Here is a 12,179-nt window from a genome sequence, read left to right as displayed (position 1 = left end):
GATCGTACGGGCGAGATGTACGAGTCCTCGGGGCGGCAAAAGCCGCACCGGGGGCGGATCAACACCCCTGCACGGGTACCCCCGAACGGAGGACCCCGTCCCGGTGCGGCCCTGACGGCCGCACCGCTTCCCACCCCACCCGGTGATCGCTACGCTACGTGCCGGTAACGAGTCGGGGGAGGTCTGCGAGCGCGGGCCCTCGCAACGGTGGGGGACACAGCAACATGACCGGGCAGAGCCGCCGCTCCTTCCTCACGTACCTCGTAGCGGCTCCTACGCTCGCCCTCGTCACCCGGGCCGGGGCCGACGCCTTCGCCCCGCAGCCCGCCCACGCCGTCGTCCCGAGCCTGCCCGCCCCGGCCGATCTGGTCGACCTCGGCGACCTGTTCATCCTGGCCGCAGCGCCCACCTCCGCCCTGCTGGCGCTCTCCGTGGAGACGGACGGGACCATCCGCTTCCGGCTGCCGCGCGAGGAGGTCGGCCAAGGCCTCACCACCGCCGTCGCCATGCTCGTGGCGGAGGAGATCGACGCGCCGCTGGCCGCCGTACGCGTGGTACTGGACGACGCGCGGCCCGAGCTGCTGTTCAACCAGCTCACCGGGAGCTCCAACTCCATCCGCTCCCTCTACGGGCCGGTCCGGCAGACCGCCGCCACCGCCCGCGCCCGCCTGGTCGCCGCGGCCGCCCGCAAGTGGAACCTCGCCGCCGCTTCGCTGACCACCGCCAACGGCGCCGTACGGGCCCCCGACGGGCGCACCGCCGACTACGGCGGACTCGCCACGGCCGCGGCCGACCCGGCCCTGGTCGTCCTCGGCGCCACCCCGAAGAAGGCGGCGAAGCACACCCTCGTCGGCAGGGCCACGGGCCGGATCGACGCCCGAGCCATGGTGACCGGCGCCCAGCAGTACACCCTCGACCTCGACGTGCCCGGCGCCAAACCCTGCGTCGTGCGCCGCCCGCCCAGCCTCGGCGGCAGCGTCAGGTCCGTCGCCAACCTCGCCGCCGTCCGCGCCATGCCCGGCGTCCTGCACGTGGTCACCGTCCCCACCGGGGTCGCCGTCGTCGCCGAGACCTTCGGCCAGGCCCTCGACGCCAAGGCCGCCCTCCAAGTCACCTGGGGGCCCGGCCCCGCCGACCAGCTCTCGGACGCGCAGATCCGGGCCGTGCTGCGCGCCGCCACCCCGCCGCTGCTCGTGCCGCCGCTGCTCACCCCGTACGTGGACGCCGAGTTCGACTTCGCGTTCGTCAGCCACGCACCCATGGAAACCAACTCCGCCGTGGCTGACGTACGGGAGGACCGTGCCGAGATCTGGTCCGGGCTCAAGTCCCCGATCGTGGCCCGCGAGACCATCGCCGCCGATCTCGGGCTGCCGCTCGACAAGGTCACCGTGCACGTGGTCCAGGCCGGCGGCTCCTTCGGGCGGCGGCTCTTCTTCGACGCCGCGCTGGAGGCGGCCCGCGTGTCCAAGGCCTGCCGGCGCCCCGTCCGGCTGATGTGGACCCGCGTCGACGACACCCGGCACGGGCGGATGCGCCCCGCCACCCACCACAAGATCCGCGCCACCCACCTCCTCGGTGAAGTGCTCAGCTTCGAGCACCGGGTGGCAGCCGCCGAGACGGACTTCCGGCACGGGCTCGGCGAGATCATCACCGCCACCGCGGCCAGCCTGCCGCTCGGCATCGGCAACGCGACCCTCGCGCAGACCCTGTTCCTGACGACGGTGAAGTCCCCGTACCACTTCGGGCTCACCACCCAGGCGCTCACCGAAGTGCCCACGGGCATCCCGACCGGCTCCTGGCGCTCGGTGTACTCCGCCAACACCCGGGGCGCCGAGGAGATCGTGGTCGACGAGCTCGCGGCACGGACCGGCAAGGACCCGTACCAGTTCCGGCACGCCTTCCTGAAGACGGCGGCCCAGCGCGCGGTGCTCGACAAGGCGGCGACGGAGGGGGAGTGGGGACGACCGATGCCGGCCGGCTGCGCGCAGGGCATCGCCTTCCACGAGGAGTACAAGTCGCGCACCGCCTGTCTGGTCGAGATCGACGCCCGCGACCGGGAGCACGTCCGCGTCACCAAGGCCGTCATCGCGGTCGACGTGGGCCTGCCCGTCAACCCGCGGGGTCTGGAGGCCCAGATGATCGGCGGCCTCACCGACGCGATCTCCACCACCCTGAAGGCCGGGCTGCACCTGGACAAGGGGCTCCCGCTGGAGGGCAGTTACAGCCAGTTCCACTGGGCGCAGCAGCGGGACACCCCGCGCGACGTGCGCGTCTTCGTACTGCCGGCCACCGGGGAGGATCCCGGCGGCGCGGGCGAGCTCGGCGTCCCGGCGGCGGTCGGCGCGATCGCCAACGCCTGGGCCAGGGCCACCGGTGCCAAGCCGCGCAGCTTCCCCCTCGACTTCGACGTCGACTTCACCCCCTACCCCCGCTAGCCCGTAGCCCAGTTCAGGAGTGTCCGCCGTGCCCCCGCACACCTTCACCGTCAACGGACGGAGCGTCACCGTGGACGCACCCGACGACCTGCCCCTGCTGTGGGTGCTCCGCGACCTGCTCGGCGTGCGCGGGCCCAAGTACGGCTGCGGCGTGGACGTCTGCAAGGCCTGCACCAGCCATCTCGACGGGGCGGACATCCGCCCCTGCGTGGTGCCCGTCTCCGCCTGTGCCGGAAAGACCGTGACCACCATCGAGGGGCTGGCGAACGGCGACGAGCTGCACCCCGTGCAGGAGGCATGGCTCGAACAGGACGTCTCGCAGTGCGGTTTCTGCCAGCCCGGGCAGATCATGGCCGCAGTCGCCCTGCTGAAGCGCACCCCTGAACCCACGGACGAGGACATCGACGCGATCGCCAACATCTGCCGCTGCGGCACCTACTTCCGGATTCGGGAGGCCATCCGCAGCGCGGCCGCGCGGATGTGAGCGAGAGGGGCCCCGGCGACTCCCCCGTCGACGCCGGGGCCGACCGCTCGGGGTCAAACCTAGGCGGACGGCGGACGGTTCGCAGGGTCCGCCCTGCACTGCGATCGGGTGGCACGGGTAACACTGAGCACAGTGTGTGCGCCGCGTGGCCGACCGCGGGCGCGACCCGGACCGAAGGGAGCCCGTCATCCCGCACCACCCGATCCCGCCCGAGACGCCGCCGCCCGCGGACCGGTTGCGCAGCCGGGCCGAGGACGTGCTCAAGCTGCACCGGGTCGCCCACTCCGGCGGCTCGGCCGCGCTGGTGGAGTGGCTCGCCGCGCGGCTGGGCGGCTGGACCGGCGTGCTCGACGTGGGGGGCACCGCGGGCCCGGAGCTCGCGGTCCGGGGGGCCGTGGAGCTGAGCGCCCGGGGCGTGCGCTCCGCGGTCCTGCACGGCGAGCGTTCGTCCGCCCTCCTGTTCGCGCTGGACGGGAGCCGTGCGCTGGCCGCCGTACTCGACCGGCCGCACCGGCCCGGAGCGTCCGCGCTGCTCGCAGACGCGGCCGCAGTGCTGGTCCTCGTCCTGCGCGCCGAGGAGGCGGAGCGGCGCGAAGAACGGGCCGAGCTCGCCGAATCCCGCGCCCGCGAGGCCGTCCTGCACCTGCTGATGAACGGCCGGCTCTCCACCGCCCACCAGATCGCCGAGGCGCTGTGTCCCTCGCTGCCCGATCCGATGCGGATGTACGTCGTGGAATGTCGGACCGGGGCGCGGGGCGAGGTGGCCCGGCTCTGCGGAGAGCTGACGGACGGCCGGGCCTGGATCGTGCGCTGCCCGGTGTACGTGCGCCACCTCATCGTCCTGGTCCCCGCCGGCGGCCCGGCCGGACCCGGGGCCGAGCACGATCCGCTGGCCGAGGCGCTGGCGGGAGCGGTCCGGGACGGCGCCGTCGGGGTCAGCGGGCACCTGCGGCTGCGGGACGCCCCGGCCGCCTACGCCCAGGCCTTCCACGCGCTGGCCGTCGCCCGCAGCCGTGCCGGGCGCCACGCCCGCTTCGGCCCCGGACCCGAGCTGGAGCTGGCCGCGCACGCGGCCGGCACCGGCTGGGCCGAGGCGCTGCTCGCGCCCCTGCACGCGTACGAGCCCCGGCGCCCGCAGGACCCCGGCGCGCAGGAGCTGCGGGCCACCGCCCACGCCTGGCTGAACTTCGGCTCGCACGCGACGCGGCTGCTGAAGGTCCACCGCAACACCCTGGCCACCCGGCTGCGCCTGATCGAGTCGGTGCTCGGCACGGACCTCGCGCGGCTCCCCGAACAGGCGGCGCTCTCGCTCGCGCTGCGGCTGACCCCGGGCGGGGCGGGGACCTCCCCGGGCGGCGCGGCCGGCGGTCCGGCAGGCGCGTCCGATCGGTCCGGTCAGTCCGGTCCGGCAGGTCCGTCCGGGCCGGTTGTTGCGGCCGGTCTGGACGGGGTGCTGAGCCACCCCGACCTGGTGGCCTGGTCCCGCGCGCATCTGGCCCCGCTGACCGGGCGGGACGCCCCGCCCGGCGCCCGGGACACCGTACGGGCCTGGCTGCGCAACGACGCGCACCTGGTCCCGGCGGCCGCCGCGCTCGGGATCTCGGTACCGGGCACGCGCAAGCGGCTGACCCGGATCGAGGCACTGCTGGAGCGCTCACTGCTGCAGTCGCCGAGTGCCCGCTACGACCTGTGGCTGGCTCACCGGGCCGAGGAACTGGCCGGGTTCACGGCATGACACAGCCCCAATAAGGGGCAAAGCGTATGAAATATGCACGATCATGCCGAGATGAGGCGTATCAATCTGAAGCGCGTGCTGGTGGGTGAGCCGCTCGACACCGCACGACTGGGCGAGACGCTGTTGCCCAAACGGCTCGCGCTGCCGATCTTCTGCAGCGACCCTCTCTCCTCGGTGGCCTACGCCACCGAGGAGATCCTGTTGATCCTCGCCCTCGGCGGTGTCACGCTGCTCCACCTCGCCTGGTACGCGGCCGCCGCCATCGCCTTCCTGATGATCGTGGTCGTCGCCTCCTACCGGCAGACGTGCTACGCCTATCCCGGCGGCGGCGGTGCCTACATCGTCAGCTCCGAGAACCTCGGCCAGACCGCTGCCCTGACGGCCGCCAGCGCCCTGCTCGTCGACTACGTGCTGACCGTCGCCGTCTCCATCGTCTCCGGCGTGGACGCCATCACCTCCGCCGCTCCCTCCCTCAGTGACCACGAAGTCGCCCTGTCCGTGGGGTTCGTGGTGCTGCTGATGCTGATGAACCTGCGCGGCGTACGGGAGTCGGGACGCATCTTCGCCATCCCGACCTACGGCTTCGTCCTCGTCATCTACCTCATGTTCGCCGTCGCGGCGGTCCGGCTCGCGACCGGCGAGACCATCCACGCCGAATCCGCCGACCTGCCGATCACCGCCGAGGGCACCTTCACCGGACTCGGCCTGGTCCTCCTCGCCATGCGGGCCTTCGCCTCCGGCTGCACGGCGCTCACCGGCGTCGAGACGATCAGCAACGGCGTGCCCGCCTTCCGCAAACCCAAGAGCCGCAACGCCGCGAACACCCTGGCCGCGATGGGCGCCCTGTCGGTGACCATGTTCCTCGGCATCACCGTCCTCGCCATGGTGTACGAAGTGCACGTCGCCGCCGACCCGACGGAACTGGGTCTGCCGCCCGGCACGCCGATGTCCACCGCGCTCGCCCAGATCGGCCGCGCCACCTTCGGGAACTGGCACTTCCTCTTCTACCTGCTCCAGGCCGTCACCGCGGGCGTGCTGATCCTCGCCGCGAACACCGCCTTCAACGGCTTCCCGATGCTCGCCTCCATCCTGGCCAAGGACAGGTACGCGCCGCGCCAGCTCTTCAACCGGGGCGACCGGCTCGTCTACTCCAACGGCATCGTGCTGCTCGCCCTCACCGCCATCGCCCTCATCGTGGCCTTCGACGCCCAGCTGACCCGCCTCATCCAGCTCTACATCATCGGCGTCTTCATCTCCTTCACCCTCTCCCAGGCGGGCATGGTCCGGCACTGGCGGCGCGAACTCGCCTCCCCGAACACCCCCCGGGACCAGCGCATCCACATCCACCGCCGGCTGGCGATCAACGCGGTCGGCGCAACCCTGACCGCCGTGGTCCTCGTCATCGTCCTGATCACCAAATTCACGCACGGCGCCTGGTTGGTCGTCATCGCGATGCCGGTGCTGTTCCTCGGCATGAAGGGCGTCCACGGGCACTACGACCGGGTCTCGGCCCAGGTCGCCGTCGCCCCCGGGATCAAACCGCGCAAACCCTCCCGCCACCACGTACTGGTCCTGGTCGCCAACGTGCAGGCCCCGACGCTGAAGGCGCTCGGCTACGCACAGGGGCTGCGCCCCGACAGCCTGACCGCCGTCACCGTCGCCGCCGACGAGGAGGATGCGCGCCGGCTGCGCGTGGCCTGGGCGGAGCACGACCCGGGCGTCCCGCTGAAGATCCTGCACTCCCCGTACCGGGAGGTGGTCGGTCCGGTCCTCGCCCACGTGCAGGAACTGGCCGCCGCCGAGGGCACGGACGTGCTGTCCGTGGTGATCCCCGAGTACGTGGTGGGGCACTGGTGGGAGCAGCCCCTGCACAACCAGAACGCGCTGCGGCTGAAGGCGCGCCTGCTGTTCACCCCGGGGGTCGCGGTGATCGACGTACCGTACCTGCTGGAGTCCGCCCGATCGGCGGCACCGCCCGAGCCGGCGGAGGCGACGAAGTAGCGGGCCCGGTGCACCCGCCCCGGTGCACCCGCCCCAGTGCACCCGCCCCGGTCACCCGCGCCGGCGGGCGCCGCGGCCGGTCGGCTTCGCGCCCGGTGCGGCCGGTTCGCCCGCGGCCCGCTGGAGCACCGCCGCATGCGCCAGTGCCAGCTCCACCACGTGCGCCGGGTCGGACAGGGTGCGGCCGGTCAGCTGCTCCAGGCGCCGCAGGCGGTTCGAGACGGTGTTGCGGTGGCAGTACAGCCGCTGGGCGGCGTACGTCGTCGAGCCCTGGCAGGTCAGCCAGGTGCCCAGCGTGGTCAGCAGCACCCGGCGGTCCTCCGCGGGCAGCGCCAGTACCGGGCCCAGCACCACCTTCCTGAGCCGGCCCGCGAGTTCGGCCTGCGAGGCCACCAGTGCCGTCGGCAGCCGCTCGTCCAGCAGGGCCGTGCACGGACCGCCGGACGCGGGTGCGGTGCGCAGGGCCAGCGCGGCGAACCAGCGCGCCCTGGCCAGGTCGCCCGGGGTCTCCACGAGCGGGCTGACCCCGGCCCGGGCTCCGAGCGGGCCGAGCAGCTCCCGTACGGACTCCAGGGGATGGTGGCCCAGTTCCAGCAGGCCGGTCTCCCCGTCGGCTCGGATCCGCCACAACACGCGCAGCCCGTCCACGGCAGGCTCGGCCCCGACCCGGCCGAGGGCGCCCGGTTCGCCCGCACCGTCGGAGGCGAGGACGACGACCGCGAACCGGCCGCGCTCGGGAAGTCCCAGCTGGGCCGCCGCCTCCGAGGCCGCGGGCCCGTCCGAAGGACCCGCGCCGTCGAGCAGCGCGTCCAGCAGGGCCGCCCTGCGCTCCCGGTCGCGGTCGGAGCGCGCGGCCTCCGTGCGCCGGTACGCGTCGGCCACCGCGTCCGTCAGCTGGTCCAGCACGTCCCACAGCACGGCCGCGGCCGGCAGCAGCCGCGGCAGCGCCGCCGGCTCGTGCGCGGCCACCGCCTCGTGGAGGTCCTGCCACACCAGTCGGCCCCCGCGCCGGTAGGTGCGCAGCAGCGAGGCGAGCGGCAGGCCCTGTTCGGCCCGGAGGGTGCCGGTGGCCCGGGCGTCGGCGAGCTCCACGGGCAGCCCGCGGATGCCGCGCACCAGGCCCTCGACGGACTGCCGCAGGTTGTGGTGGATCCGCTCGCGCAGCTCGGCCCTGCCGAGCAGGGCGGCGTACGCGGGATCCTCGGCCAGCGTCCGGTCGGCGAGCCGGTCCGCCGTCACCGCGATGCGGCGGGACAGGTCCTCTCGTATCTCCTCGATGATCCGCTCCATGACGGGCAGAGTGACACGTGGGAGGGGGCGGTGGGGAGGGCCCGGACCGTCCCGTGTCCGCTAGCGTGTCCGAATCACTGCATGTGGAGTGGCCCAGAGCCGAGCTCCGCCCGCCCCCCGCCCAGCCCAGACCGTCAGGGAAACCGCCCATGCGCCAGAACCCGGAGCGCCGAGCAGCGCTCCTCGACGCCGCCATCGAAGTCCTGGCACGCGAAGGCTCACGGGGCCTGACCCTGCGGGCGGTGGACGCGGAGGCGGGCGTACCGACCGGCACGACCTCGAACTACTTCGCCAACCGGGGCCAGCTGCTCGTACAGATCCTGCACCGCACCCGGGAGCGGCTGACCCCCGACCCGGCGGACCTCACCGGCCCGCTGGACACCAAGGTGCTGCTCAGCCGGCTCCTGGAGCGGATGCGGCGCGAGCGCAGCGTGCACATCGCCATGCTGGAGCTGCGGCTTGAGGGCATCCGGCGCCCCGAACTCCAGGCGGAGATGGCCGCGTTCCAGGGGGCCGAACTGACGGCGAACGTGGACTGGCACCTGGAGGCCGGACTGCCCGGGGACCGGCAGGGCGTGGTGCTGCTGTACCTGGCGATGCTGGGCCTGATCGTGGACGACCTGACCGTGCCGGCGCTCCTCGATCCCCATCCGGTGGAGGGGCTCATCGACACGATGGTCGAACGCCTCCTCCCGGAGCGCCCCGCGCACTGACTATCGTGCCGCCGGATACCGGCACGACGCCGAGGGGGCGAAGGACCGTGGAGACGACCGAGAGCACGGGCGACGGCATACGGTGGCTGGCGGACTGGGAGGGCTGGTACGTCGGCCTCACCTTCGCCCGGGGCGTACCACCCGGCGAACTCGCGCTGCGCCTGGGCGCGGTGCCGGGCGTCCGGCCCGGCCCGCTGGGCGCGCGGGACGCATGGAGCCTGGCGAGCGAGACGATGGACGGCGACGGTGTGGCTCGCGTCGGGAGCTGGGCGGGCTGGTCGTTCGCCGTCGAGCACGGCCTGCCGGCCGGTGCGGAGCGGCTGGCCGAGGTCTCCCGCTCCGGTGCCGAGGCCGTCCACCTCGACCCGCAGCCGGACCACCCGCCCCGGCAGTTCGCGTACGCCAGGGACGGCGAGCTGGTGTGCTGCTTCGCCCTCGGCGAGGAGGGCTGGCGCGGCGGCCACCGGCCGGACTTCCTGCTCCCGGAACTGGTCGCGGCCGGGCTCATCGATCCGGACGGTGGCCACGCCGGTCCCGAGGACGAACCCGGCGCGGACCGCGACCGCCGCACCCTCGCCGTCCTCGAACGCCGCTTCGCCCTGTCCCTGCCGCGCCGCCTGATCGAGGACACCCCGCTCCCGGCCTTCGTGACGTGCACCCACTAGGGACCTGAGGGGGCGGGGGCGGGGCGTGGTGATCTTATGTCCGGATGTGCGCGAGTCAGCTGGGATTGCGGGCGCCGAGCGACTTTCATGGGGGTGCCAGGACTCGTACCGGAGCAGGGGGAGCATTCATGGGCACCGACGGAAGCCAGAAGGACAGCGCACCCACCCTGATCGGTTCCGTGCAGCGGGCGCTGCGCCTCGTGGAGGCGATGTACGCCGAGGGCGGAGCCACGGCGAAACGGCTCGCGCGGGTCACCGGCATCCCGCTGCCCACCGTGTACCACCTGCTGCGCACCCTCAGCCACGAGGGATACGTCGAGCGCGAGGGCGGCGCCTTCCGGCTCGCGGACCACCTTCCGCTTGCTTCGTGAGCCCCCCGTGCGCCCCTTGGGTGATCGGCAGCCGTGATCAACATTCCTGATCAGAAGTCGACGGGTTCCGGCCAAGCTGCCACGCGGTTCTGTGCATGTTCCAGCGGAAAATGCCAGAAGCCCCATCCGCACTGTGGAACGTGAGTAAGTTCCCTCCTGTCGCGCCGTAGACCGTGCACTTCGCACGTCTGGCCGGGAGGGGAGCCCGCGTGCCCGGGATCGACGAATGCCTGCTCGAAGCCATGGCCCTGCCTGGTGCGCGGGGGGCCGCGCTGGTCGACTGGAGCAGCGGACTGGCCCTCGGGACCGCCGGGGACTCGCCCGTCGGCGACCACGAGACCACCGCCGCCGAGACCGCCGAGCTGGCCCGGGCGGCCGCCGAATACGAGTCCTTCGCCCAGCCGGCGCCGGGCTCCGCACCGGGTGAGGTCCTAGGCCAGCCCGTGGAGGACCTGATCGTCACCACCCGCACCGGCTACCACGTCCTCCGCTTCGTCGAAACCAGCTTCGACAGCAGCGTCTTCCTCCACTTATGGCTGGACCGCACCGACGGCAACCTCGCCCTCGCCCGGCACAGACTCCGTGCACTCGCCGAGGGGCTGGTCCTCAGATGACCGGCACGCAGATAGGCGGCTTCGCCGCCGTCGCCGTCTCCCCCCTCCTGACCCGGCTGGCCGCCGAGCGCGCCACCGGCGCCCTGCTCCGCGACCGCGGCACCCTCTTCCTGGAGGACGGCCGCATCGTGCACGCCGAGAGCCCGGCCACCCCCGGCCTCGACGTCCTGCTCACCACCGGTGGCGGCCTCGCCCCCGAGCGCTGGCGCGAGGCCGTGGACCGGGCCGGCGCCCGCCGCCAGGTCGCCCGCTTCCTCGTGGACAGCGGAGGCCTCGCCGGAGGCGAACTGGAGATCTGCCATCTCGCCGCCATCTTCGACGCCGCCTTCTTCGCCCTGTCCCCGGGCACCGGGCCCTCCCGTTTCCGCCGCGGGGCCACCCACTGGATCGGCTCCGTCCGCTCGGTCCCGGCCGCCGCCGTCGAGCGGGAGACCCGCCGCCGGCGGGAGCTGCTCGACGCGGTGTGGCCGTACCCGCTGCTCGACACCTCTCCCGTGGTGCCCCGGGCCGCCGCCCCGGGCCAGACCGTCACCGCCCGCCAGCGGGCCCTGCTGGCCCGCGCGGACGGAGTACGGACCCCCGCTGACCTCGCGTGGGTGCTGGGCAGGCCGGCGTTCCACACCCTGCTCGACGTACGGCGCCTCGCGGCGGCCGGACTGGTCGAGACCCCGCACGCGCCGGCACTGACACCGGTCGAACCGCCCCTGCCCGACTGGATTACCGAGACCCAATCCCCGGACGTGGCGCTGCTTCGCCGGTTACGCGACGCACTGGAGGCAAGCCTGTGAGGCTCCCGCTGCGACCGGCTCTGCGCTCCGAGCGCGCCGACCGCTCCGAGCGGAGGCAGCCCGAAAGGAGAAAGGCCGACATGAGCACGGCGATGGTGCCCCCCGAGGCCGAAGCCGACATACTCGCCGAGCTCCGCAGGCTGCGGGCCCGGGTGCCCCAGCTCACCGGTGCCCTCGCCGGCAGCGCCGACGGCCTGGTGCTCGCGCAGGACAGCGCAGCCACCGAGGTCGAGTCCGTCGCGGCGCTGACCGCGGCCGCCCTCGGCGTGGCCCAGCGACTCAGCGACACCACCGGCCAAGGCGGCTTCCGCGAGCTGCTGATACGCGGAGAACACGGATACGTGGCGACGTACGCGGCCGGGGACGCCGCCGTCCTCACCCTCATAGCGGAGCCCCGCGTCAACGTCGGCCGGCTCCACCTGGAGGCCCGCCGTTCCAGCGTGCGGATAGCGGAGCTCATCGACCACGTCCTGGGGCGCCGCGGACCCGAGGTACCGCAAGTACCGCAGCTCCCTCCCGTCCCTCCCGTCCCTCCCGTCCTGCCGGTCCGACCCGGCACGGACCTGTAGACGATCCGCGCACCCCCCACGTACCGACAGCAATCCCTGAAGACCGCCTCAACGGCAGCAAACGCATAGGAATAAGGAGTCCATCATGGCCAACGTCGAGACCGCACTCAAGGAAGCCACCGCCACCATCGACGGCGCGATCGGTGCCGCTCTGGTCGACTACGACAGCGGTATGGCGCTCGGCACCATCGGCGGCGGCAAGGAGCTCGACCTCCAGGTGGCGGCGGCGGGCAACACCGATGTGGTCCGGGCCAAGGTCCGCACCATGGACATGCTCGGCCTGAAAGAGGAGATCGAGGACATCCTGATCACCCTCGGGAGCCAGTACCACCTGATCCGGCTGCTGAAGGGACGAGGGAGCAAGGGCTTCTTCCTCTACCTCGCGCTCGACCGCGGTCGGGCCAACCTCGCCATGGCCCGGCACCAGCTCAAGAAGATCGAGGCTGAGCTCGAAGTCTGAGCAAACGTTCGGTCCGACCCCGACGCCGAGGTGGCGGGCGGCTGAATTCTTTGC

At 73.2% G+C, this 12,179-nt stretch carries 12 protein-coding genes; 11 read left to right on the top strand and 1 reads right to left on the bottom strand.

Annotated elements, in window-relative coordinates:
• Positions 1-224: 224 nt before the first annotated feature.
• From OHA65_RS05545 to OHA65_RS05530, 4 genes are all read left to right on the top strand, one after another.
• A complete protein-coding gene (locus tag OHA65_RS05545; RefSeq protein WP_405761385.1) occupies positions 225-2,435 on the top strand; it encodes a molybdopterin cofactor-binding domain-containing protein in 2,211 nt (736 codons plus the stop codon).
• A gap of 28 nt (positions 2,436-2,463) precedes the next feature.
• Positions 2,464-2,919 (top strand): (2Fe-2S)-binding protein, encoded by a 456-nt coding sequence (locus tag OHA65_RS05540; protein ID WP_327281977.1) that lies wholly within the window; start codon positions 2,464-2,466, stop codon positions 2,917-2,919.
• A 145-nt stretch (positions 2,920-3,064) separates the two neighbouring features.
• Positions 3,065-4,654: a helix-turn-helix domain-containing protein gene (locus OHA65_RS05535; RefSeq protein WP_405761383.1), complete on the top strand. Its 1,590-nt coding sequence runs from the start codon at positions 3,065-3,067 to the stop codon at positions 4,652-4,654.
• A gap of 51 nt (positions 4,655-4,705) precedes the next feature.
• Positions 4,706-6,655, top strand: a complete 1,950-nt coding sequence (locus OHA65_RS05530) for an APC family permease (protein ID WP_328761791.1) — start codon at positions 4,706-4,708, stop codon at positions 6,653-6,655.
• 51 nt (positions 6,656-6,706) lie between these two features.
• On the opposite strand, the gene OHA65_RS05525 is transcribed toward OHA65_RS05530, so the two are convergent.
• Positions 6,707-7,945, bottom strand: coding sequence for a helix-turn-helix domain-containing protein (locus OHA65_RS05525; RefSeq protein ID WP_327281974.1), 1,239 nt, complete (start codon positions 7,943-7,945; stop codon positions 6,707-6,709).
• Between the two features lie 149 nt (positions 7,946-8,094).
• On the opposite strand from OHA65_RS05525, the gene OHA65_RS05520 reads away from it, so the two are divergent.
• The 7 genes from OHA65_RS05520 (at position 8,095) to OHA65_RS05490 (ending at position 12,125) form a co-directional block, all read left to right on the top strand.
• Positions 8,095-8,658, top strand: a complete 564-nt coding sequence (locus OHA65_RS05520; protein ID WP_327281973.1) for a TetR family transcriptional regulator — start codon at positions 8,095-8,097, stop codon at positions 8,656-8,658.
• A 47-nt stretch (positions 8,659-8,705) separates the two neighbouring features.
• Entirely contained in the window at positions 8,706-9,323 is a 618-nt protein-coding gene (locus OHA65_RS05515) for a DUF6461 domain-containing protein (protein WP_327281972.1), read from the top strand.
• 128 nt (positions 9,324-9,451) lie between these two features.
• A complete protein-coding gene (locus OHA65_RS05510) occupies positions 9,452-9,694 on the top strand; it encodes a helix-turn-helix domain-containing protein (RefSeq protein WP_327281971.1) in 243 nt (80 codons plus the stop codon).
• Positions 9,695-9,903: 209 nt separating this feature from the next.
• Positions 9,904-10,308 (top strand): hypothetical protein, encoded by a 405-nt coding sequence (locus OHA65_RS05505; RefSeq protein WP_327281970.1) that lies wholly within the window; start codon positions 9,904-9,906, stop codon positions 10,306-10,308.
• Positions 10,305-11,096 (top strand): transcriptional regulator, encoded by a 792-nt coding sequence (locus OHA65_RS05500; protein ID WP_327281969.1) that lies wholly within the window; start codon positions 10,305-10,307, stop codon positions 11,094-11,096. Before OHA65_RS05505 ends, OHA65_RS05500 begins: the two co-directional genes overlap by 4 nt.
• A gap of 80 nt (positions 11,097-11,176) precedes the next feature.
• Positions 11,177-11,665, top strand: coding sequence for a roadblock/LC7 domain-containing protein (locus OHA65_RS05495; protein ID WP_327281968.1), 489 nt, complete (start codon positions 11,177-11,179; stop codon positions 11,663-11,665).
• Positions 11,666-11,750: 85 nt separating this feature from the next.
• Positions 11,751-12,125, top strand: coding sequence for a hypothetical protein (locus OHA65_RS05490; RefSeq protein ID WP_327281967.1), 375 nt, complete (start codon positions 11,751-11,753; stop codon positions 12,123-12,125).
• Positions 12,126-12,179: the final 54 nt, after the last annotated feature.

The sequence above is a fragment of the Streptomyces sp. NBC_00045 genome, from assembly GCF_045041095.1.
GTDB lineage: Bacteria > Actinomycetota > Actinomycetes > Streptomycetales > Streptomycetaceae > Streptomyces.
The sequence above is the reverse complement of the archived record's forward strand: the minus strand, read 5'-3'. Positions and strand labels throughout refer to the sequence as shown.

Coding starts and splice junctions, on each gene's coding strand:
- OHA65_RS05490 (WP_327281967.1), top strand. CDS start 11,751: ATGGCCAACGTCGAGACCGCACTCAAGGAAGCCACCGCCACCATCGAC.
- OHA65_RS05510 (WP_327281971.1), top strand. CDS start 9,452: ATGGGCACCGACGGAAGCCAGAAGGACAGCGCACCCACCCTGATCGGT.
- OHA65_RS05530 (WP_328761791.1), top strand. CDS start 4,706: ATGAGGCGTATCAATCTGAAGCGCGTGCTGGTGGGTGAGCCGCTCGAC.
- OHA65_RS05520 (WP_327281973.1), top strand. CDS start 8,095: ATGCGCCAGAACCCGGAGCGCCGAGCAGCGCTCCTCGACGCCGCCATC.
- OHA65_RS05525 (WP_327281974.1), bottom strand. CDS start 7,945: ATGGAGCGGATCATCGAGGAGATACGAGAGGACCTGTCCCGCCGCATC.
- OHA65_RS05500 (WP_327281969.1), top strand. CDS start 10,305: ATGACCGGCACGCAGATAGGCGGCTTCGCCGCCGTCGCCGTCTCCCCC.
- OHA65_RS05495 (WP_327281968.1), top strand. CDS start 11,177: ATGAGCACGGCGATGGTGCCCCCCGAGGCCGAAGCCGACATACTCGCC.
- OHA65_RS05545 (WP_405761385.1), top strand. CDS start 225: ATGACCGGGCAGAGCCGCCGCTCCTTCCTCACGTACCTCGTAGCGGCT.